The organism is Marinobacter pelagius (assembly GCF_003315345.1).
Lineage (GTDB): Bacteria > Pseudomonadota > Gammaproteobacteria > Pseudomonadales > Oleiphilaceae > Marinobacter > Marinobacter pelagius_A.
On the sequence record NZ_QNRO01000020.1, the window covers coordinates 1 to 22,726 of the forward strand.

Below are 22,726 nucleotides of genomic sequence, written 5' to 3' on the forward strand. Positions count from 1 at the left end.
GGAACTCAACTACGGAGTCGATCTATCAACCATCTGAGGGTGGTATCAGATTGATGGGGTGAAGGTGCCCCATCAACCATTAAATCCGTATACCCAAAAAAAGGAGGTTTTCAATGAGCGCCTACACCGTGTCCCGGCTGGCCCTTGATGCCGGGGTGAGCGTGCATATCGTGCGCGACTACCTGCTGCGCGGATTGCTGCGTCCGGTGGCGTGCACCCCGGGCGGCTATGGCCTGTTCGATGATGCCGCCTTGCAACGGCTGTGCTTCGTGCGGGCGGCCTTCGAGGCGGGCATCGGCCTGGACGCGCTGGCGCGGCTGTGCCGGGCGCTGGATGCTGCGGACGGCGATGAAGCGGCCGCGCAGCTTGCCGTTCTGCGCCAGTTCGTCGAGCGTCGGCGCGAAGCGTTGGCCGATCTGGAGGTGCAGTTGGCCACCATGCCGACCGAGCCGGCACAGCACGCGGAGAGTCTGCCATGAACAGCCCCGAGCGCTTGCCGTCCGAGACGCACAAACCGATCACCGGCTACCTGTGGGGCGCGCTGGCCGTGCTCACCTGTCCCTGCCATTTGCCGATTCTCGCCATTGTGCTGGCCGGCACGACGGCCGGCGCGTTCATCGGAGAGTACTGGGGTATCGCAGCCCTCACGCTGACCGGTTTGTTCGTCCTGTCTGTGACACGACTGCTGCGGGCCTTCAAAGATCGATCATGAGCGCTTCCCATTGAGACAAACCACGCTGTCGCTACGTTGCCTCATGCCGGCATCAAATTCGGCTGAGTAGCTTCTCGCCATCTGGACGTAGCTCACCCTTGGGTGAAACATGCCGATACAGGGTCTGCCGCGTGACGCCAAGTTCCTGGCACAGGTCGCCGACCTTGGTCTCTGGCTGACCCATTGCCGCCATCGCCAGCCGCAGCTTGGCGGCGGTCATCTTGAACGGCCGGCCGCCTTTCCGCCCGCGCGCGCGGGCCGAGGCTAGGCCGGCAATCGTGCGCTCCGCGATCAACTCGCGCTCGAACTCGGCCAGGGCGGCGAAGATGCCAAAGACCAGCTTGCCGGCGGCGGTCGTGGTGTCGATGGCCGCGCCGTGCCCGGTTAATACCTTCAAGCCGATGCCGCGCCCAGTCAGGTCGTGCACGGTGTTGATGAGATGTCGCAGGTCGCGTCCGAGCCGATCCAGTTTCCACACGACCAGTGTGTCGCCAGTTCGCAACGCCTTCAGGCAGCTCGTCAAGCCGGGCCGATCCTCGCGCATGCCGGATGCCTGGTCCTCGTAAAGATGTACTGGATCGACCCCGGCGGCAATCAGCGCGTCGCGCTGCAAATCGGTAGCCTGGGAGCCGTCCGCCTTCGATACCCGCATGTAGCCTATCAGCATGTCGTACCTGTCACATATACGTTCGATTATGTGACAGTGTGAGCCAGAAAGTTCTCGCCGTCAAAAACTGTCACTTAACCCGTCATTTAGTCTAAGACCTGCAAACGGCCATTCAGGCTCGTAATGTGACAAAAACTCCGGCGGGATGCCCTCCTTGGTGAACGTGGCGCGCAAACGTTCCAGGGATTCGGGGTCGCGTCGCCCGTAGGACGCCAGTGTGAACAGCAAGCGGGCCGTCTCCGGGTTGTGTCGCGCTTCAATGATGGCCTCATCGATGGCCTGGGCTGCTCGTTGCCAGTGGTTGATGGGTTCCGGCTTCGGCACCTTCGCCGGCAGGCCGTTGGTGAAACCAGTGTGCGGCTCCGTCTGAAACAGCGCGGCCTGTTCCCCGCGCGGGATCAGCGCCTTTGACTCGATCAGCGTGATGGCGGTGGCCGCCGCCTCCAGCATCTGCCACTGCACCGCCGGGGCCAGAATCTCGTAGGGACGCCACAGACTCTGCCCGGCGCGCAGCGGATGGCCGCAGCGCTCCCAGACATGGCGGATGCTCGCCGAGCAACTGCCGCAGTGCGAGAGCGGCGTGTTCAGCTCATCAAGCAGGGTGCGCAGCAGCCGGAACCACAAGCCGGCGTGGACACGCCGACGCGGCAGCTCCACAAAACCCGTCGTCAGCGCCTGCCAGGTGCGCCGGTCCATGCAGGCGATTGCGTCATCGGCAGGGCGCGGCGCAGCATCGGCGATTTCCCACTGAAGATACCGGCCGGGCATGCCCCAGTAGGACTCCAGCCAGCAGCCATGCTGCGGGCAGCTCAGCATCAAGGGGAGCTGCCAGACGAGTAGCACAGCTTGATTCGTTGGATCGTTCAGACACTGCGGACACGCCCGGCGAATCGTCTGGCTCGGTAGCCAGGCACGCCAGCGAGTGATGGACCGCACCTTGCGGGTGCGCTTGGGCAGGAGCACCGCGCATTGGAATGTATAGGTTTCCAAGGCTGCTGGTACCGAATCGTCGAGACTGTCGAGCAGCCACGGCACCCAGCCTGCAAGACTCATGCTGCGCAACCGCTCCAGCTCGACGCCACTGCGCTGGCAGAGCGCCGTCAGCAACGACAAGGATGGTGCGGTATCCAGGTCATCAAGTTGGCTGTGACCAAGATCGTGGGCCAGCAGCTCGTGCACGTCCATCTGGTAGCAGGCGGCGACCCGGTTGAGCCATGAGGACAGGGCTTCGCCTTCCTTGGGTGCCGGATGCAGCGGCCAGCGCGGCGCGGACTTCACATCAGTTCCCGCTCGAACTGTCGCCGCCGCTCACTGGGGCCGATGTAGTCGGCCATGCTGAGCGTGCGGTGGTTGATCGCTTCCTCGCCACTCTCCACGGCGGCGACGGCCGCCGCCACCAGCAGATGTGCAAGCTCGCCGATGGTGCCTTCGCTCCGGGTGAGCAGGTAGCGGGCCATGTCCAGCGTGGCAATCGGGGATGGCCGCCGTAGCGGGAGTGACGCCGCGAAGCTGGCCAGCAGCGAGCAGCAGTCCTCATTGGCCTCCCACGGCGGCAGCAGCATCGGCTCGAAGCGGTTTTCCAACTGATCGTCCGAACGGATGGCCAGGTACGCCTCGCGCGTGCCGACCCCGACCAGGGGGATACGCAGCTCGTTGCCGAGGAAGCGCAGCAGGTTGAGGAACTCGCGCCGGTTAACGCTGTTGCCAGCCAGTACATTGTGCAGTTCGTCGATCACCAGCATGCGCACGCCGACCTTGCGCAGCAGGGCCAGCGCCAGTTGCTCCATTTCCGGCAGCCGTGGGCGCGGGCGCAGCGGCGCGCCCATCGCAGCCAGCAGCGCGACATAGAAGCGGATCACCGATGGCTCTGACGGCATCTGCACGACCAGCACCGGGATATGTTCTTGGTCAGCGTCGGTGCCGACCGGGTGCGCCCGCCGGAATTTCTCGACGATCATCGACTTGCCGTTGTTGGTGGGGCCGACCAGCAGCAGGTTTGGCATGCGTTGCTTGTTCGGCCACGCATACAGAGTTTCCAGCCGGTTCAGCGCCTCGACCGCGCGCGGGTAGCCGATCCAGCGGTCGGCGCGAATGCGCTGGATGCGCTCGTCTGCCGGCAGCCTGGCCAAACCCTGTGCCGCTGGCAGCAGGTGGGACAGGTCAATGACGGGATATTCGTCCACGGCTACCACTCCTCGATCTGATCGAACGGTTTGGCCGGCGGCAGGTTGTCTGCCTGCGGGTCAGCCATGTCCACATCCGGCGGTATGGGCTTGGCCGGTGGCTCCGACGTCTTGAGGTGCTGGCGGCGATCAGCGTCGCGCCGCGCCTTGCGCGTGGCCTTCTGGGCGGTGGTCACGATCTCGCGCATCTGCCCGATCATGCGGAACAGCGCCGACTCGTCCACCTGCTCGCGCCCGAGCTGACGCAATTTGGCCAGCGCCTGGCGTTGTTCCCAGAGGGTGACGGCCGGATGGGACAAGGTGCGGTAGTGGATCTCCAGATAGTGCTGACCTTCCGGTTCCAGTACCCAGATGCGGCTGATGTCGCGCGGATCGCGCCGGATCAGGAAGGCGGGCAAGCGCTCGCGCCGGGCAATCCACGGCTTGAGGGCGTCGGCGTAGTAGTGGATGTGGTCGATGACAAAGCCGGTGCGGGTCAGGGTGCGGCGGATCACCGGCAGGAAATCGACCAAAAACGCGGTGGGGCGGGTAACGACGGCCGGGACGCCAACGCGCTCCACGGCCTCGGCCCAGCGCGCGGCCGGCGGCTGGAGCAGGCCGTTGTGCACGGAGCCGTGATAGGTGCCTACCGCCAACGCGAGCCAGCGCTCCAGCTCGCGCAGCGTCAGGGTGGCCATCTTCTCGGAATCGTACTCGCCGCGCTGGCCGGGATTGGAGAAGGTCGTCCCCGGTAATTCGTCGTGGATCATCTGCATCGCCGTGCCGATGATCCGTTCCACGATGCCGCCGTAGTGCGGCTGGCCTGGTGGGCGATAGTCCAGCCGGATGCCATGCTGTTCGCAGCCACGGCGCAGCGCTTCGCTTTTGAACTCGGCCGCGTTGTCCAGATAGAGCAGCCTGGGCTTGCCGCTCATCGGCCAGTCCATTTCCACATTCAGCCCTTCCAGCCAGGGCCGCTTGTCGCAGGCGGCATGCGCGAGGCATAGGCCGACCGAGACGGCGGACGGCGCTTCCAGCGTGACCACCATGCCGAGTACGCAGCGCGTGAACACGTCGATGGCGAGGGTCAAATATGGGCGGCCAATCGGTTGCCGGTCGCGCTCGTCGACCACGATCAGGTCGATGACGGTGTGGTCGATCTGCACCTGTTCCAGCGGCATGGTGACTTCGGGCGGAATGCCACCCGCGCCTTGCAAGGGACGGGCAGCGTCCTGCCCGCCCCGGCTGCGGGCTATTTTCGCCGGGTGTAGTCCGGCAATCCGCTGGGCCACGGTGTTGCGCGCCGGCACCGGCAGCTTCTGGGTTTTGCACGCCTGCGCGACTTCGCGGTGGAACGCCGCCAGGCTGCGTTTCTGCTTGGTCAGGAAGCGCTTTTGCAGCAGCTCGCGGATGATGCGCTCGACCGGTTCCGGCAAGCGCCCCTTGCCTTTGCCGCCGCCGGATCGGCCGGGCGTCAGGTCTGTTACCAGGCCAGTACCCTGCCGGGCGCGACGGATCAGGACATATACCTGTCGCCGGGACAGGCCCAGCGCTTGGGCTGCCTCATCGGCGGCTTCATGCCCGACCACCTCAAGCGCTGCCAGTGGCCCGATGATTTCCGTCCGGTGCCGGGCTTGCGCCCATGCCTCGTCGGGCAGGGTGGCCACGCCTTGCGCGGCAATCGGTGGAGTGTCTGATGTCATGCCCAAACCTCGCTTTGGTGCACACGAGTATTGAGCATAGTCGAGATTGGTGCAGACGACTCCTGATATTGGGCTGTCAGGAGCCGTATGCACACCAGGCGTTACATCCAGTCAGATGGTGCGGTCGTCTTCTGAAAACGACATTTGGGCGTGGCGGATGAAGCGTCCAACAAACGACCCTTTCTTTTATTCAGGGGCAATTCCCGGTTGAGACGGAACCTAAAATATATTCAAATTGCACCGGTTTTCTTTGGGAACCCAAAGCCTTAATCAGTCGCGTATCAAAAGACGCCTAACCCCGCCTCCACTTCCGTCTTGGCAAGCGCAGCACTGGCCGACTGTCTAGCCGTTGGTGACATCCAAAAGCTTGATTAGGTTTGATGATGAAATTTCGACACTCCCATATTCGTATGGTCTTCTATCATCAGCTCTATCTAGCTTGAGGTTTGAAAAGTCGAACATGGAGGAGTCGGCAAGCTGGCTAGGACTCACGTTACAGATACTGTTGAAAATGCTTTCCACTCGCTTTGGGTGAGATTTATCCCATTCGGCCAGCATACCTTTAACCATTTTGCGTTGTAGATTTTCCTGGGAGCCACACAAGTTACACGGAATGATAGGATAGCTCTTCATCTCAGCGTACCGTTCGATATCCTTCTCGCGGCAATACGCCAAGGGCCGTATAACAATATTTCGCCCATCATCGCTTAATAATTTTGGCGGCATGGCTTTAAGCCTGCCATTATTGAACATGTTCATAAGAAGAGTCTCGACAATGTCATCCATGTGATGACCAAGCGCAATTTTCGTTGCACTTATCTCTTCTGCAAATTCGTAAAGCGAGCCGCGACGTAATCTCGAACAAAGGGCGCAAGTGGTTTTCCCTTCTGGAACCTTTTGCATGACGATCGAGTAAGTGTCCTTATCTATGACGTAATAATCGATACCTCTACTTTCGAGATATTGAGGTAGCACATGCTCAGGGAAGCCAGGCTGCTTTTGATCCAGATTTACGGCAATCACCTCGAAATGAATCGGAGCAACTTTTTTGAGGTGCAGCAACAAGTCCAAAAGCACGAAACTGTCTTTCCCCCCCGATATTGCACACAAAATGACATCGCCATCCTCAATCATATTGAAATTGTGGATAGCCTTTGACGCTAGACCGCGTAGACGCTTTTCTAGCTTCAACTGATTTTTCGAAAACTGCTCTTTCATTAGATTTGATCTTCCGGTCTATTAGAAATCAGTAAGTCAATGTTGCCCTTGAGAGATGGGATTTCCGCAGCATTCTGGAGGATTCGTTGCAAAAACCTTTTTTGCTCGTTTATCGTTTTCCGTGCGATCTCAAGCTCTGTTTCAAGCCTCCGCACCTTATCCGCGAGTTCCACGCCAGAACCCGTTATCACTCGCTCAGGTTTGTTATCACCACAACGCAACATTTCTTTTTTTTGTTTATACGCGGTGTAGATCCCAACATAATCCTCAAGTGTTTGCCGGGTTACTCTAATGCCAAGCTCTATCTCTATCCGTTGAACTAGAGCGTTCCACGTGAGCTTTCCTTCCCACAGTCGTATCATTCGTTCAATACTGAACTGAATATTTTCAGTTATTTTTAATCTTGCAGGCATCTTTCTCTTAACCCTAGCTCTGTTCAACCTGAATCCAAGAAAATAACAGCCTAGACTCTGCCCTCTCTCGCTACGCTCGATTAACCCTAGGTATTTAAGGACCAGCGATGATAGTTTAACATCAAGGTGGGGTACAGGCTGAGGAGCCGATGGCCGCGACCGGCGATTAGGGGTATCTTACGCTAACATCAGCCAACCCCCGAGCCCCTTTCCCCTCTAGGAGATAGTCTTTCAATTCACTCGCTCGCCTGTTGGCATTGCTCACTGACTTCGTAATCGAAGCAAAATCGGTGGCTTTTCCCACGATATGAACTTCGGCCTCTGCGCGAGTAACGGCGGTGTAGAGCCTTGCATGGCCTGAGATACGAACATTTTGGAGCGCGACCACGACTCTAGGGAACTGACTACCTTGGGCTTTGTGCAGCGTTATAGCGTCACCAAGCTCCATGCAGTCGAAGATTTTTTCCGTGATGGGAATTTGCTCCCTGGTATCCATCTTCACCACCCCATAGTTGTCCTGGTCGCCCTGTTAGCCTCGTTCGGTCGAGGACAAAACCCAAAGTGACCCATTCTGGTGCCAATGTTGTAGTTGTTCTTGGTGAAAAGAATCGGGTCTGTCAGCATCTAAAAGACCTGACCACAACGCTTGGGCCTCGCTCCCAGGATTGCCACCCGAGTTTTCAGCTCAGTATTTTCCTGCTCCAACACGGAGTGTCGCTTCGACTCCAAAGAGCGCTCATTGGCGATGGTGTCGTATAGCTTGGGAGCATACTTATGATTTTGTGTGGTCTCCCTCAGCAGTGGGATAACACCGATCACGCAACTCCTGAACAAGTGTCTCAAGGGCCGCTGTGATGGCCGGATTGTGGCGCAAAGCGCTCTTGCCTATGCCACTCGCCATTGCGACCTCACCCCAATTTAGCTGACCTCGATGAATAATTTGCTTGAAGTCGTCGTCTGTTTGCGTGGCCGCCCAGCCCTGAAAGGCTGTGAGATTTTGCTGTGATTTTTGTGCCCCGTTCTTCAATTATTTCCCACGCCAAATGAAGCAAGAATAGACTTCATGCTCTCTGGAACCCCTGCACTTTTTGTTTCCTCGGTCTCCTCTAATTCTTGCAAAAGCACTTTTTCAGAGGGCAACCTCGTAGCCTGTCGCAAAACCGCTTTTGTATCTTTGTCAGTGATGAAGATATGTCGACGATCGGCTGAAATTCGAACCAAATCGCCAAATTTACCTGTTCTCAAAATCTCAATTAACTGCCCCATCAACGAAACACCAATGGAGTGCGTTATCCACCATTTTTTTCGCGCTTCGGAGAAGAATTGCCCACGTTCACCGGTCATTCGGTGAAGGCGCACAACCTGGAACTCATAATCCTTTTCTAACAACTCGATGGCTTTCAGATCACCACAGACATAGCAAGAACTCTCACATCCAAAGCATCCGCTTAAAAAGTCATTAATGTAATTACAAGGAGTAACACTTAATTCCTGAACACAAACCCCGGTACTTGTCGTGCTGGCGGGAAGCCCCCCTTCATTTGTAAGAGTCTTTGCGGATATGACACGGATGTCCCTGACATCTTCGTCAAGATCCAATGTGGAGATTAACCTTTCTGCCTTCTCCTCCTCGGTGGTGTGAACGTATTCCAAGGTTTGCTTGATACTCGTTCTTCCAGACCAAGACGCGATAACAGAGAGAGGAATCCCGCCTTTTTCGGCATTGGTATTCGCAAAATGTCGGAGCGAATGAAGCCTCAAATGTTGCATCCCGTAGCCATACTTATAAAAGATGTTACGTATATTAGGACGAAACCTATTTCCACCTGAACCAAGCGATGTTACGAAATGCACTTTTACTTTGTTCAACGGAAAAATTATAAACTCACACCCCATATTATGCTTTGGCGATGGAAAACCATGTTTTGAGAAAGCAATACAAAAAAGAGCTTTTTCTATATCAATACTCTTATCACCATCGCAATAATCGAAAGGAAAATTACCAAACACGCTACGTTGATACCGCACAATGGAATCTTGTATCGTTCCTGCCTCTACAACAACATTATCTGAATCAAGGCCAATCTGCTTGCGCATCGTTTCATTAATACCAGAAATATTAAGCAACTGTAAGACAGTATGAGAGCTTTGAACACTGCTATCTTTCTTAATAAAAACTGTATTGTTAATAACACAATCTTCCGGATCAATATCGCAAATAAACTTCTCAACGATTAAATCTGACCTATTAGTATATCGCTTTAATTCAGGAATCCAGCGTCTCCTAAAGCGATAGCGTCTGGGGTGTCCAGGATCGTTAACCTTGACGTCCTGTTGTGGATTCTTTATTACTCCCACTTTATGGTCTACGGGATAAAAACCAAGCGCGTAGGCAACAGAGAAGAGATTGGGTTTTTTTGAGAAATCTATTCGCGACTTTATTTTTCTATCAACAACAAATCCTTTAAGGATAGCCTCCCACCCACAAGAGGTATCCTTATAAAATCTCAACAAATGTCGTTCCGGCTTAAACTGATAATTAAGAAACGCTACTGCTTTGCTGACTTCCGGAGCAAGCACACTTAATATATGGTTTTGATTATCTGAAAAACCTTTGCTCCCAGGCCAATCGAGGTAGGAAACGGGCTTACCAGATTCCGAGTGAACCGTTTTAACCAACTGGTTCGGCAGTAAAGGTACTTCAGCATTCGTTCTATTAGGCGAAGCTAGCCCCAGAACTGCAACCGTAATAGAGACTGCATCAGGAACATCTATGGACTCTCCTTCTTTCAAGCGCCCCTGATCATCTACCCCTGAAAAGACCGTGTTAAATATACCGCCAAGAGCATGGATTAAAGACTCAGGAGTCATTTTTAGAACGCCCGCACTGCGTTCCGTGACGCTATCTGCACTTCTTTGTCGGTCTTTATGGGTTGGTCTTCGACCAGAGGGTATAAGCCTGTGTTTACGCGCGAAATCCCAGAACTTATTCGATTCTTTTATATCATCCCAGAATTTAATTGGAACCCTCTCTATTCCGCCCAGGCGGTCCGCTTCGGTGAGTATTTTGGACGCTACCACGACGCGATATTGCTTGCTGTTATTAACGATTGAAAGATTTTGAACATCGATTGCATAAATCTTCAAAAGTTTTTCGTGCTCGACTGACAGTAATTTACCTGAATCAATATTTTCCCTTTTGCAGAACCGATCTTTGGTCAGCCTCTTCTTTCCTTCGACATGAGCTATAAATATATATCTGTGCAATGTTCCTAGCGTGGGATCTTTAAAATACCAAACAAGATCTACCCAAGTTGCTGGTGTGTGCTTGTCAGGACTGAATACTGTGCGAGCAGACTCAAGAGAATAAGACTCAATAAGACTCTGGAGCCGTTGCCTATATGTATTAATTGCATGCATTAGAATCACCGAGCGGATACTTGCGATTTTTCATTTCATCACAAATTTCGATTGTAGCTCGAATGTATCTTATCGCTTTATCCAGTCTTTTTATCGATCCGTCGTTAGTGGAAGTTTGTCCACTATATTCAATTATAAAATCGCGCTTCGCTTGAGCCTTTTCCAGTTCAGCATGATGATCAGCTTCCAGTAGAGGACGGAAACTTACGCAACCATAACAAGGAATAGGTCGAACCATGCGAAGCTTGTGATCACATGTGTTGCAATTTGACTCTTTTTCAACACCTACAGCCTCACCCAATTCGTTCTCTATTGCTATATCATCATTTTCTACGAATGGCTTCGGCTCAAAGGCTTTTCGTAAAAGGGCATTAGCTGCATAGTGTTCATCAATAAACTGTCGTTCCTTTAAGCCTAGTTGTAAGTATTTCCTGGCCGCGACAGTCGTTACGTTTGTAATTTTTGCTATTTCGCCTAAAGGCTTTTCCGAAAGAGCTGCATTACACAGCCATGTGTGCCTTAACCTATTATTGGTACCAACAACAAAATCCTGTCTGTCGGAGCTTCCTTTTCCGTAGACCCGAGCCGCGGAAGAAATAGTTTGTTCGCCCACATGAAAAGCCTGAGTATTAGCGTTGTGTAACTCTTTGACGATATCTTTATCCGCCCAGTCAGCAAGAAAGAGTTCAACATCAGGTATTAGTGGGCAATTAATTAACACACGTTGGATCCCGTCCTCCGTTATCTTAGACCCTGACTTTTTTATCGCAAGCCTTAATCCGTTTTCGAATAACATCCTGTATTTTAATAAAATTTTGGAGAATTCCGGCGTAACTGGAATTGACCATTTTTCGGGGTATGCACGAAAAGTAGACTCGGCGCCGCCTTGCTTAACTTTGAAACTTCTTATATGAAGATGGTCAACACCCATATAAATTGGCGGTTGATGGCCGTCTGAAAAAGAGTGACCTACAGGTAAGATGTCACGCCATTTCAGCATTGCAATTTGAGCTGGCCTTCTAGCAATTTGAGCCATCAATCGATAGGCTACGATTTTTCTTATTGATATAAAGCGCAGTTCAGATCTAGCTTGAGTTGAAAAATACTCCAGGTCATTTATTGGCGAATCTGGGATCTGATTACAATAGTGCCTGAGATTCTCTAATATTGAATCCAATTCATAATCACTCAGACGCCCTTTCGTGGAGTGAAGAGCGGAGAATTCGTTTTTATACTGATAGTTCTCAACCTCAAACAAGTACGGTTTTAGTGTCTGATTTTGTAAGGTATTAACACAAGTATTTAGGAAGCCTCGCAAAGTCTTTTTAACTGGTTCTTTCAACCCGATCCATAAATGCTTAAATTCGTCAATTGACATTGACTCTTTATCAAAAACTTCGCGCAAAGCAAAAACTTTGGTGCACACTGACTTTGCTGCCTGAACCTCACTTATATGGATCAGTCCTTCCATTATTGCGAAACGAAGCTCTGACTCATGACTCAATTCGTGAAGCCAGGTAAGATCTACCGTTCTTCCTTTTCCGGTGATAGCCAGTTTCCACTTGGTTGATGAGGTATCGACAAGAAGCCCGGCCTGAGATGTAAAGCTGCTTGGAAGCTCTTCAACTACAGCTGCCCCGCCTTTATTTTTTTGTTCCATCCACTTTTTCCTGATGCTCGAGCATTAGATTGATAGCTGCCATTTGCTCAAATTTGTCGTTATAGATCCGCCCCATATCTGACTCGGGATGCCACCCCATTGCATTTCGTCGCATATCCTCCATAAAATCTCGGTCCAGGCCCTTCTCGCGGCCTTTCTCACTAAAACGTTCGTTCCATTTGTGCCTTAATAAGTGTGGATTAATATCAAAACCAGTTTTCCGAGACACTTTCGCTGAAATGTAATTGACCATTTCTCTTGTAAGCGGTTGACCAGCTGTTTTTTTGCTATCCTTTTCAGCCACAAACAGGAAGTCATGCTGTCGGGCTTTCTCGAAATTGTTCCTTACATGCTGCACGTAAAACGAGATTTCCCCCATCAGTTCCGGCTTGATTCCCGAAAAATGAGATCGTCCCGATTTTTTGTTAGGCTTGTTTAACCTCGAATCAGTAGGATCATCAGGGGTAGAGTAAACCCTGATCAGTGTTCCAGAACCATGGAACAAGCAGTCTGAAATCTTGATTTTGCAAATTTCACTCCTTCTCATTCCTGTTTGATTCATGATGGATAGGATTAGGTAATTTCGGAACTTACTGGCTTTAAAGGGGTTATCTTTACTTGAAGGCTTAATCACTTCCAGGAAACGTTCGTAATACTCATCAGGTATAACTTTCTCCGACAGTTCAACAGAAGAGAAAGTTGTTTTCGTAGCTTTGGCTGACTTATATCGCTCTTTTGCCTTCAAGCGTGCCACGAGCCTATCTTTTCTGTATCTCAGTTCCTGTGAGGCTCGGTCACCGTGGAAATAGTCTGTGAGGTAGGTGATGTACTTCCTGAGAGTTCTAACCCGACCAGCTGTAGTTTCCACATCTACTTTGTTGTTTGTAAATTGAGACGCTGCCACGGCGTTGCGAAATTTTTTGCTATCTAACCTTATTGAAATCACTGATATTTTTTCACGAATCTCAAATGAGTCTCTTCTTAACCTCATGACTCCATAGAAAGAACTGATTTCAGAGGGCGTAAGAAACTCCCCAGATGCTACTCGACCTTCCACATCGATTGAAACTGAATCGAAGTAATCCAGTGTGAGTTTTAGTTCCTGAGCTACACGCAGTTTTGTGGAGAAGCTTGCACTCAAAAACTCATCGTAAATGAACGCATTGGCAAGCGCCCTCACGGGAATCTCATGCTCACCGACTAATGCAACAAATCGTTTCGCACCAACCTTATATTGACTCACCTTCATAGTTTACAATTCTTTTTAGGCAATTAAGTTTTGCACTTAAAGATAGCAAACTTTACAAAGTAAGCAAAAATATAATGGAAATCTGACTTGAAAGACTAAGTTGGCGGGAGCTAGCGACTAGCGATACTCGATTTGATTGGTTACAAAGTGGTTTTTGAACACAACTTGCCACCGGACAGGCAGCACATAACCTTGTCACCGGCTTCAATCATCGAGAAATCAGCAATCGCCTGCCCCATTTCACGGCGCAAACGTTTCTGCAGTTTGTTCAGCTCCAGTTTCTGGCGCCGATCCTGCTCGGAAGCGGGCAACTGGTCAGCGGATTTGGCGATCATAGCTTCGGACATAAAAACCACGTTCGTAAGGTCAATGAGGGTGCGATTATACGCATCACCGAGTATCAGGGACAGGATACCGGATAAGGAGATACTGCAACCCGCGGTCACACGGAGGCTCCCGGAGACCTTCCCTGAAGCCGCACTCTCCCCTACCATAGCCTCCATGACAGATACCGCCCTGACCGATCACAAGGACACCGAAGCGTCGCATCGTTTGCTCGATCACCAGGTCCAGCACCTGCTCGTGGCAGTGGAGCACGAACTGCGCAAGGCGCCCCGGGGCACCAGTGAACTGGCGCTGATCCGCGCACTCCAGGCGCCTCCCTGGGAACTGATCGGCGAGGTCAGCTTCCGCGACCCTGAAAGCCTCTATCCCGTTCACTTTCTGCTGTTCCACGTGCTCTACCGGCTCCGGGACCAACTGGCCGGGACCGGGGAGAGCCTGGAAATCTCGCCGCTGGAAATCCGGCTGAAACCACAAACGGTCGTTTCCGGCACCGGCCCGCCGGATCAGGAAGACGGGCTACGCCGCTTCTATCTTGATCTGGACCAGTACCGGATGTCCGGAGACCGCATCCGCAGAATGATGGATGACTTCTGGGCAAGGCGCCCTACATGCTCTCCGGAGTCGTCCGAGCTGCTACGGGCGGCAGAGGTACTCGGTTTCGACTCCCTACCGGGCGATTTTGCCACCGTCAAAAGTCGCTTCCGACGGTTCATTATGGCCGTGCATCCCGACCGCGGGGGCGACACCGCCTCAGTGCAGGAACTCAACCAGGCCTTCTCCGTGCTCAAATCCCACTTCCGGCTGTCGGCCTGATCCACCGCAAGACCAGAGGAATCCATGCTGACCAAAAATCTTGTCTTCGCCTTGCTCACGTTTACGCTCAGCACATCGGTGCAGGCCGATCTGGTGGTATTGCAATACCACCACGTGAGCGATGCCACACCTCCGTCCACCAGCACCTCAGTTTCCCTGTTTGAGGGGCAATTGCAGATGATCGAGGACCTCGGGCTGGAAGTTGTTCCATTGCTGGCCGGAACCCGGGACGCCCGGGAAGAGAGCAGGAAAGAAAATACCGTTGCCCTGACCTTCGATGATGCCTACGAATCCGTTTATACCACCGCAGCACCGATGCTGGCGGACCGGGGCTACCCTTATACGGTTTTCGTCAACACCAACGCCGTCGGCCGCACCGGTTACATGACCTGGGATCAGCTGGAAGAACTGGCGAGCCGCGAAGGTGTGACCCTGGCCAACCACAGTACCGATCACGGGCACCTTGCCCGGAAACCCGATGAACCGGCAGATCAGTGGCAACAGCGGATCGAACACAGCCTGGATGGCGCCCAACGGGAGCTGAAGCAACGACTGGGGGTCGACACCCCGATGTTTGCCTACCCATACGGGGAATTCGATTCCACGCTGGAGGAGCAAATCTCGGACCAGGGGTGGTACGGCTATAGCCAGCATTCCGGGCCCATTGGCGTCCATTCCGCCCCGACCCGGCTGCCACGGTTTCCCATGGCCAATGCCTACGGACAGCTCGGTAGCCTGAAGAACAAATTGCTCAGCCGCGCCTTTCCCGTCGAGACTGCCGACCTCCCGGATGGCGTCATCACCAGCAATCCGCCGGTGCTCGAATTTGCCTTGCCGGAGACCATGACCCCTGACCGGCTCACCTGTTTCGCCTCAGGCATGGGAAGGATCGAGATCGAAACTGTTGAGGATGGAATGGTCAGAGTCCAGGCGCCGGAAGCGTTCAGCAGCCGCCGCTTTCGCTACAACTGCACCCATCCCGCCGGCGATGGCCGGTTCTACTGGCTGTCCCAGCCCTGGCTGGACCTGAGCCAGCCGGAGAACTGAGCAGCAACCTGGCTAATCCTCGACAACCAGTTCGAGCCCAAGCTCGCCGGTGCTGACGTGGGGGATGGATTGCGGGCCCTGCCCGGTTTCCAGCACAGTCTGGCCATCGAGGTCCTGGGCGCGGGTGAAGATGACCATCCAGCGTTCACCCCGGGCCGGGAAAGCCGGGATCCAGGCCTGCAGATAGGCGCGGGAATGCCAGCTTTCGGGTTCAAACCCCATTGCCATGTCGGTCACCACCCGGACAGGCCGCAGCTCCTCATCCAGGAAGGCCAGTGACGGCACAAACAGTCCATCGCGGGCAAAAGAGCGCAGTCTGAAGACAAAATCCGGGTACTGCCGGGCATCGGGCAAGGCAACAAGGGCGAAGGGGCTGGTTCCGGTGGCAAAATCATGGCGCTCCGACGCGTCACTGATATCCACTTCAAACTCGCGGCCACTGATCCAGGAGTGGCGATCCCGTGTGCTGAGGTTCTGACAACAGCTGCCGGCAAACTGGCTGAAAAAGCTGGCTTCCTCTTCCACGCCCAGAATGGCCATGGCGTCCGGATCGTAACCCTCCACGGGCGTCTCAGGTACCGGAGCGGCACCGGGCTGATGGATGGAGGCAGGGGTGATTTCAACGGGCGGCTGCACCCGCCCTTTCTGGATATCGGTGCGGGTATCCGGCGTGTAGTAGCTCACCCGGATGTTGCCTTCGGCATCCCGCCAGGTGAAATAGGGCCGGCGCTCCCCGGGCCGGACATAGCCGTCGCGGGCCAGTTGTTCGGCGTCGGGATAGTTTTCCAGGGTATATTCCTCCTCCGGCTGGAGCGCCGGAGGCGTGGCCGGCTCCTCCTGGCCGGACGAATCCTCGGGCGCTGCCGCTGACCCGGCTTCGCTATCCCTGGCCCCGTCGGATGTTTTTTCCGGAATCGGCGAATAACGCACCTGTCCCTGCTCATCCACCCAGGTGAAGTAACCCTCCCGCTCACTGACCGGCGCACCGCCAACCTGGCACCCGGCCAGTACGGCGATGGCAGCAGCAACAATCGGAATCCGGTACCAGGGTCTTCGGGTCACAGGGCTTACCTTTCGGTGTCCACACGGTTAATCAGAATTTCGTACGGAAACTCAGACCGGCCATCACAACGCGCAGCGAGGTCTTGATGTCGAGACCGGCGTAAGGGTTGTAGATGATATTGGTGATGTTATCGCAGTTCACGTTACAGCTGGTATCCGCCGGAATGGTCTCGATGGAGTGCAGGTAACTGAGATTCATGTCGATCTCGGTATCCTTGTCCCACTGGTAGCCCAGGCCCACGCTGTACAGGTTCGCACCACCGAACGGCGCCATCACCTGACGCTGATCGTCGGGAATAACCGAATCCCGGATCTCAACGCCGGCTCGCAGGTCCAGCCGTGAAGAGACATGCAGCTCGGCACCGAAGGCCCAGTTCCACTGACTCTTGAAGCCCAGCGGCAGGCGCAGGGTGTTGGGTGTGGCGTTGTCCGGCGACAGAATCCGCGCGGCATTCAGGAACTCCAGATTCCGGTCGAAACGGAACACGAACGCATCCCACTGGGCGTAGTCAGTCCAGCCGATGTCGGCATTGAGAGTGAGCTTCGGGTGGACATCCACACTGATGCCGGTCTGGAAATGCTGGGGATAGACCAGATCCATGCTGACGTTACCGGCCTCCCGGGGCGCACCGGATGGCAGGCTGAGAATCGCCGAGGTGATCGCCCCCAGGACCGAGCCGTTGACACTCTGCCAGAATCCCGACCAGTCGTCGGTATACTCGATCTCGAAGGTGCCCTTCATGTTCATTTCGGCTTCGGAGGTGTAACTCGCCCCCCAACTGAACCAGTCCGTGGGCTCCCACATCACCCCCAGGGCATAGGTGGGTGACAGGGTCTCCTGAACGTTGATATTCAAAGCACCGATATCGTCCCAGGGCCCGACATTACCGCCACACAACGCCAGCCAGGGCTGGAGGGGCTCGTCCCCGCTCTCGCAGTTGAAGGCGTCCTGCAATATTTCGGCAACCCCGAGCAGCATGTTCGGTGCCCGCATGTACTGGTCGGCGGCAATCCCCATATGGGACAGATGGATTCCGGCACCCACCGACCATTCGTCATTGATCTCGTAGCCAACCGTCGGCGACAGATAGGTCGTCCGCTGCAACGCGGTGGCCTGGGGCTGATAGCGGCCCGGGTCGTCCTTGTCACGATAGAAGCCGGCCGCCAGGGGCAGGTAGAAGGCGTTGGCAAAGGTAAGTTTAGACCCCGGCGGGTTGACACTGATTCCGGCCGAGGGCGCGATGGCCGGCCCCGGGGGTGCCCTGAGAATCCCGTAACCGGGCAGGTACAGGGCAACGTTATTGGTATGACTGTGGGTATTGGCGACCGGATCACGCTGTTCACCGGTCAACGGATCCGTTTCCAGGCCATCGATACCGAAGATCTCATAGCCTTCCGGGGCCGTGAAATCGGCATCAATGTCCAGGTAGACGCTCATCAGGTTCACTTCGAGCTGACGACCGTCCAGCCTGGTAAGGCCCGCCGGATTATAATGGATGGCCATCACGCCCGGCGGATCGGCCGTGACCGCATTGCCCAGTGCCAGCGCCTTGGGGTGAATAGTCAGATTCTGAGCCAACTGGGCCTGGGCGCCAAACGAGATGGTCGTGGCAATTACCGCCCCGAGAATCTGCCGTTTATGGCTGTTATGTCCCATGAATTCCTTCCCTTCCCGTGGTTCGTGGACCGCAATACTCACTCTTTGAGGCCAGAGAAGTTGATGGGCAGGGATACCCCGATAGAGAAGTCGGGCGCGTCTTCGGTAAGGCCGATGCCCAGACTGGTATTCACGATGGTGGTATCACTGACCCGGGTACCAAGCGACATGCTCAGGAAACCGGTCATCTGGTCCTGGGCCACGGCCTGTTCACCGTTTGAGAAGGTCAGGATGGTTTCGTCGCTATAGCTCAACTGGGCAGAGATGCTCAGGGAGATGTCGTAGGAAAGCGAGTAGGCAAAACCGGCTGAACCGGACAGACCGAATCCGGGCTCGACCTCAACCAGCAATCGGGCGCCCCGCACCTGGTTCAGATCCTCGGCCGGCAGGTTGTAGTTGGCACTGACCGACCCGAAAATCACAACCGGATCCAGTACCTTGGAGAGGCTCACACCGCCACCTGCGGAATAGTATCCGCTGCCCGTGGACAGCTGTTCCTTGATGTCGATTTCGTAGGGGCTGACCCCGGTCTTGGTGGTCAGTGTGCCGAAAAAGGTGGTCGACATCTTGCCCGGCACATAGGCGAATGGCTGCCAGCGACCGGTGAAGGAGACGTCACCGAAATCGTAGATGCTCAGCTCATCCTGGGTATCATATTTGACCACCAGGGGGATACGGGTGCCGATGGTCAGGTTATCCAGCAGACCGTAATCGTAGGAAAAGGCATTGGTGAAGTCATGGGTGGCCGACGGCACCACATCCAGATTGCGCACCGAACCATTGGTGATCGCCAGGTCCAGGCGCTGGTCCGCGGTGTAGGAATAGTCAAACGAGTAGTTCAGCGAGTGGGTGCCCTTCTTCTGCAGAGAGTAGTTCTTCTCGGCAGCCTGAAACACTTCTTCCAGCTGTTTGGAGGCGTCTTCATCGCCCTCCTGCCTGGCCAGCGCTTCCCGCGCCTGGTCCACGCTTTCCTCCTGTGCCAGCACTGTGCCTGGAAACAGCGCTGTGGCGGAAACAAGGATAAAACCTCGCACAAACCAACGATTCATCCTGACTCCCTTATTTTATTTGTAGTGATTCTGTGCCGGGCCTTGCGCCCGGAGAATTAGTTACGGCGGTAATGCAATTGTTTTCGGGTGTTTTCGACACTACCGTCCGGATTGTTTTTCTGGCGTTCGAGCAAGTTGTTGATGCGTCTCTCCGTGGCTTCGTGGAACACCGGAATTCGTTCCAGAGCCAGCAGGGTCATTGTCTGGTCATCGATGAAGCGCAGGTCTTCCTCTTTCAGCTCGAGGTTATCGAGGGGTTTATCGCTACCGGGAAAGACAATGAACAGCACGTTGTCGTCCCACTTCTCCTCGAACTGAGCGAGGGTGAAAGAGATGTTGCCCACCGAGGGGTCCGCCAGGTAAACCCGGCCATCCCGGATGGTGCGCAGCACTACGAAGTGCTTGAAACCGGCGTGATGGATCGGAACGATGGCCGGGTGATCCAGGTCGGCCAGATCCTCGATGGTCGCCCGGAAGCCGCCGGACGGATAACCCAGCGCCGTCACCAACCTTTTCATGTCCAGCATGGAAAAGGCGCGGCGCTGAACGATCCTTTCACTTTCGCCGTAATGCAGCAGCCCTTCCATCACCTGCCGTTCCGACAGGGTACGGCCGAGGTAGTAATTCAGCACGGTGGTCAGGGCCGCACTGCCGCAGCTGTAGTCGTAGGCCTGCCGGACGATGTTTCGGTACTTCTGCTCAACCAGGGGCTCTATCCGGAAATCCGAGCGCAGCTTTACGGGACTTGCATCCACGTCCTGCTCGATCACAATGGAGCCTTTCTCGAACGGCTCGACCAAGGTTGCTTCCTGCACCATGGCGAATGTAAGAATGGATCCGGCGAGCACCAGCAGCATGTCAGATGAAGTCCCTGTTTTTATGACCCGCAGCAAGCATCGGGTTACATGTTGTTACGGTAAGATACCGAAATACCGGGCCCCTTAAAGATAACTGTGCCTCAAATCTGCCTCTGCAGAAGCTTCCTTGAAGTAACGTCTTGAGACCTGGTTCATGGCAGGAACAGCAACGCCCCCGGAGGCCGATGAGCCTTCCAGGGGGTGCTCAGCAAGGTTCAGGGGGAAAGCATCCCCCGGATTGTCAGAGGGTAAAGACGATCCCCAGCAGGGCGTAACACAACAGCGTCACCACCACGATGCCCATCAGGTTGAGGGCGAAGCCGGCACTGATCATGTCGCCGATCTTCATGTCGCCACTGGAAAACACGATGGCATTGGGCGGCGTTGCCACCGGCATCATGAATGCGCAGCTGGCGGCAATGGCGGCCGGCACGGTGAGCAACAGCGGTGACACGCCCTGAGACATGGCCAGCGCCCCCAGCAGCGGCAAGAAAGCCGCAGCCGTGGCGGTGTTGCTGGTCACCTCGGTCAGGAAGATGATCACCCCTGCGACAATGGCAATCAGTAGCAGCGTCGGCAGCGTCCCGGCGGCACCCAGGGAGCCGGCAATCCACTCGGCGAGGCCCGAACTGCTGATAACACCCGCCATTGCCAGGCCGCCACCGAACAGCAGCAGAACACCCCAGGGAATGCCCTTGGCGGTCTCCCAGTCCATCAGGAACTGGCGTTCCCGGGTATCTACCGGTATCAGGAACATGGCAATCGCCGCCGCAATTGCAATGCCGGTATCGCTGAGCCAGGGCATCGGCCCGTCGGATAGCAGGGGCCGGAATATCCAGGTGGCTGCGGTGATCAGGAACACCGCCCCGATCAGTTTCTCGCCTTTGCCCAGCGGCCCCAGTGCTGCCAGCTCGTCGCGGATGAGGTCACCGCTGTCGCCCTGATGGGCCAGACCGAAATCACGTCGGGTCAGCCACCACCACGCAAGCGCCAGCATGACGACCGTCACCGGCACCCCTATCAACATCCATTGGGCAAAACCCACCGAGATGCCCTGATTTTCGCTCAGGTAGGCCGCCAGCAAGGCGTTCGGCGGTGTCCCGATCAGGGTTGCGATACCACCGATACTGGCGGAGTATGCGATGGCCAGTAACAGCGCCGTGGCGTAACGCCGAACACCGTCGGGGTTGGAACCGTCGGCCATGGCAATCACGGAGAGGCCTATGGGCAGCATCATGATCGCAGTGGCGGTGTTACTCACCCACATGCTGAGAAATGCGGTGGCAAGCATGAACCCGGCGATCTGGCGCTTCGGCTTGTCGCCGACCGCTTTCAGGGTCAACAGGGCAATGCGACGGTGCAGGTTCCAGCGCTGCATGGTCAGGCCGAGGGTGAAGCCACCGAGAAACAGGAAAATAATCGGATGGGCATAGGGCGATGTGGCCGCCGAAACCGACCCCAACCCCAGCGCTGGCACCAGCACGATGGGCAGCATCGCCGTGGCGGGGATCGGAATGGCCTCGGTGCTCCACCAGGTGGCCATCAACAGCATAAGGCCAAGAGCAGCCCAGGCTTCCTGGCCCATGGTTTCAGGGGCCGGGAAAAACAACGTCATCAACAGAAACAAGGCACCGACCACCAGGCCAATCAACTGACTTTTCGGCAGTCCCCGGGACTGGTTCGCGCCGTTTCGGGATTCAGACATAACAACAGGTTTCCGTCAGGTTCAATACAGGTCAGTTTCAATCGGGTTCAGGAGGCCACACGGGCAAGCTGCCGGTCATGGACACGGCCAAGCAGCACCAGCGCCAGAATGGCGCCGGACAGGGCCCAGGCCATATCCGACTGGGTATCCCAGACATAACCCTGGGTACCCAGGAAGGCCTCGGCCGCCTCATCACTCAGCAGCGCCACCCACCATTCGATCAACTCGTACAATGCACTGACGGCAAGACAGAAGCAGACGATGAAGAACGAGGACCAGCCGGACCGGGCGAAGACCTCCAGCCTGAGGACCACCTCGCGGGCAATCATCGCCGGGATGAAGCCCTGGGCAAGGTGCCCGAGTTTGTCGTAATTGTTGCGCTCCCAGCCAAACCAGTCGCCCAAGTGATTGAACAGGGGCACTTCAGCATAGGTGTAGTGACCACCCACCATCAGGATGACGGCATGCACCAGGATCAGCCAGTAAGCCAGTGAGGTCAGGGGAAAGCGGAAATAGCACCAGGCAACAAGTATGAAGCCGATGGCGGCGGGCAGCACTTCCAGGACCCAGGTCGCCCGGTCCTTGGGGCCAATACCCGACCAGACGAATACTGCCAGAAAGATTCCCACCCAGGCCAGAACAGCCATCGGTTTCTGCGCCATACACTGCACTCTCTTGTCGGTATTTTCGGGTTTATGGTCGCATTGTACGCCCGCAGCCTTAAAAATCAGTGCTGCCCGGCCCGCTCCAGTGACATCACCGGCTCATCCTGCTGCTGGCTCTCGTATACCAGTTTCAGGAATCGCAATGGCAGATTATAGAAGGCCATGTTTCGAATGTGGGCGCCGGCAACGGCGACAGCGTGGATTCGGCCATCACGGATGCCAGCATCCGCGATGCGGGACGGATTCGGGCTGCCATCAAAATAGCGGCCTCCCACAATCAGGGTATCGTACTGACTCACGGCAGGGGCTCCTGTCCTGTTCT

The 22,726-nt window shown here is 55.4% G+C and carries 22 protein-coding genes and 1 pseudogene; 4 read left to right on the forward strand and 19 right to left on the reverse strand.

The features are described from left to right. Positions 1 to 113 precede the first annotated feature (113 nt). Positions 114 to 479, forward strand: a complete 366-nt coding sequence (gene merD / locus DET50_RS15155; protein ID WP_003465059.1) for a mercury resistance co-regulator MerD — start codon at positions 114 to 116, stop codon at positions 477 to 479. Continuing rightward, positions 476 to 712: a broad-spectrum mercury transporter MerE gene (merE, locus tag DET50_RS15160; RefSeq protein WP_001087809.1), complete on the forward strand. Its 237-nt coding sequence runs from the start codon at positions 476 to 478 to the stop codon at positions 710 to 712. The genes merD and merE overlap by 4 nt, the downstream gene beginning before the upstream one ends. 52 nt (positions 713 to 764) lie before the next feature. Here merE and DET50_RS15165 read toward each other — a convergent pair whose 3' ends face one another. From DET50_RS15165 to DET50_RS15220, 12 genes and pseudogenes are all read right to left on the reverse strand, one after another. Then, positions 765 to 1,379: a recombinase family protein gene (locus DET50_RS15165; RefSeq protein WP_000904941.1), complete on the reverse strand. Its 615-nt coding sequence runs from the start codon at positions 1,377 to 1,379 to the stop codon at positions 765 to 767. Between the two features lie 60 nt (positions 1,380 to 1,439). Beyond that, positions 1,440 to 2,657: a TniQ family protein gene (locus DET50_RS15170; protein ID WP_003465063.1), complete on the reverse strand. Its 1,218-nt coding sequence runs from the start codon at positions 2,655 to 2,657 to the stop codon at positions 1,440 to 1,442. Beyond that, entirely contained in the window at positions 2,654 to 3,562 is a 909-nt protein-coding gene (locus DET50_RS15175; protein ID WP_003465065.1) for a TniB family NTP-binding protein, read from the reverse strand. The genes DET50_RS15170 and DET50_RS15175 overlap by 4 nt, the downstream gene beginning before the upstream one ends. Before the next feature lie 2 nt (positions 3,563 to 3,564). Then, positions 3,565 to 5,244: a Mu transposase C-terminal domain-containing protein gene (locus DET50_RS15180; RefSeq protein WP_003465068.1), complete on the reverse strand. Its 1,680-nt coding sequence runs from the start codon at positions 5,242 to 5,244 to the stop codon at positions 3,565 to 3,567. Between the two features lie 342 nt (positions 5,245 to 5,586). After that, positions 5,587 to 6,462 carry a tRNA 2-thiocytidine(32) synthetase TtcA gene (gene ttcA / locus DET50_RS15185; RefSeq protein WP_113863609.1) on the reverse strand — a complete coding sequence of 292 codons (876 nt, stop codon included), beginning with the start codon at positions 6,460 to 6,462 and terminating at the stop codon, positions 5,587 to 5,589. Then, positions 6,462 to 6,875, reverse strand: coding sequence for a hypothetical protein (locus DET50_RS15190; protein ID WP_113863610.1), 414 nt, complete (start codon positions 6,873 to 6,875; stop codon positions 6,462 to 6,464). The genes ttcA and DET50_RS15190 overlap by 1 nt, the downstream gene beginning before the upstream one ends. A gap of 166 nt (positions 6,876 to 7,041) precedes the next feature. Next, entirely contained in the window at positions 7,042 to 7,371 is a 330-nt protein-coding gene (locus DET50_RS19655) for an ATP-binding domain-containing protein (RefSeq protein WP_309472657.1), read from the reverse strand. 276 nt (positions 7,372 to 7,647) lie between these two features. Beyond that, entirely contained in the window at positions 7,648 to 7,902 is a 255-nt protein-coding gene (locus DET50_RS19660; RefSeq protein ID WP_258546139.1) for a VPA1267 family protein, read from the reverse strand. Beyond that, positions 7,899 to 10,295, reverse strand: a complete 2,397-nt coding sequence (locus tag DET50_RS19365) for a hypothetical protein (protein ID WP_147252221.1) — start codon at positions 10,293 to 10,295, stop codon at positions 7,899 to 7,901. The genes DET50_RS19660 and DET50_RS19365 overlap by 4 nt, the downstream gene beginning before the upstream one ends. After that, positions 10,282 to 11,955 carry a hypothetical protein gene (locus DET50_RS15210; protein WP_113863612.1) on the reverse strand — a complete coding sequence of 558 codons (1,674 nt, stop codon included), beginning with the start codon at positions 11,953 to 11,955 and terminating at the stop codon, positions 10,282 to 10,284. The genes DET50_RS19365 and DET50_RS15210 overlap by 14 nt, the downstream gene beginning before the upstream one ends. Then, positions 11,939 to 13,204, reverse strand: coding sequence for a site-specific integrase (locus DET50_RS15215; protein WP_113863613.1), 1,266 nt, complete (start codon positions 13,202 to 13,204; stop codon positions 11,939 to 11,941). The genes DET50_RS15210 and DET50_RS15215 overlap by 17 nt, the downstream gene beginning before the upstream one ends. A 164-nt stretch (positions 13,205 to 13,368) precedes the next feature. Next, positions 13,369 to 13,551 (reverse strand): annotated as a pseudogene (locus tag DET50_RS15220) (tRNA 2-thiocytidine(32) synthetase TtcA); the annotation flags it as partial. Between the two features lie 154 nt (positions 13,552 to 13,705). Between DET50_RS15220 and DET50_RS15225 the strand changes: the two are divergent. After that, positions 13,706 to 14,362, forward strand: a complete 657-nt coding sequence (locus tag DET50_RS15225; protein ID WP_113863614.1) for a DNA-J related domain-containing protein — start codon at positions 13,706 to 13,708, stop codon at positions 14,360 to 14,362. A gap of 24 nt (positions 14,363 to 14,386) precedes the next feature. Continuing rightward, the gene (locus tag DET50_RS15230) at positions 14,387 to 15,409 is read left to right on the forward strand and encodes a polysaccharide deacetylase family protein (RefSeq protein ID WP_113863615.1); all 1,023 of its coding nucleotides are present in this window, start codon (positions 14,387 to 14,389) and stop codon (positions 15,407 to 15,409) included. Positions 15,410 to 15,421: 12 nt separating this feature from the next. On the opposite strand, the gene DET50_RS15235 is transcribed toward DET50_RS15230, so the two are convergent. The 7 genes from DET50_RS15235 to DET50_RS15265 all read right to left on the reverse strand — a co-directional run bounded on the left by DET50_RS15235 (position 15,422) and on the right by DET50_RS15265 (position 22,703). Then, entirely contained in the window at positions 15,422 to 16,471 is a 1,050-nt protein-coding gene (locus tag DET50_RS15235) for a MalM family protein (RefSeq protein ID WP_113863616.1), read from the reverse strand. Positions 16,472 to 16,502: 31 nt separating this feature from the next. Continuing rightward, entirely contained in the window at positions 16,503 to 18,128 is a 1,626-nt protein-coding gene (locus DET50_RS15240; RefSeq protein ID WP_113863617.1) for an OmpP1/FadL family transporter, read from the reverse strand. Positions 18,129 to 18,166: 38 nt separating this feature from the next. Continuing rightward, a complete protein-coding gene (locus DET50_RS15245) occupies positions 18,167 to 19,177 on the reverse strand; it encodes a transporter (RefSeq protein WP_113863618.1) in 1,011 nt (336 codons plus the stop codon). 56 nt (positions 19,178 to 19,233) lie between these two features. Then, complete coding sequence (locus DET50_RS15250) at positions 19,234 to 20,034, reverse strand: C39 family peptidase (protein WP_113863619.1); 801 nt, start codon at positions 20,032 to 20,034, stop codon at positions 19,234 to 19,236. 241 nt (positions 20,035 to 20,275) lie between these two features. After that, entirely contained in the window at positions 20,276 to 21,739 is a 1,464-nt protein-coding gene (locus DET50_RS15255) for an SLC13 family permease (RefSeq protein WP_113863620.1), read from the reverse strand. Between the two features lie 47 nt (positions 21,740 to 21,786). After that, on the reverse strand, positions 21,787 to 22,401 hold the full coding sequence (locus DET50_RS15260) for a DUF2238 domain-containing protein (protein WP_113863621.1): 615 nt from the start codon (positions 22,399 to 22,401) through the stop codon (positions 21,787 to 21,789). A gap of 65 nt (positions 22,402 to 22,466) precedes the next feature. Next, the gene (locus tag DET50_RS15265) at positions 22,467 to 22,703 is read right to left on the reverse strand and encodes a hypothetical protein (RefSeq protein WP_113863622.1); all 237 of its coding nucleotides are present in this window, start codon (positions 22,701 to 22,703) and stop codon (positions 22,467 to 22,469) included. Positions 22,704 to 22,726: the final 23 nt, after the last annotated feature.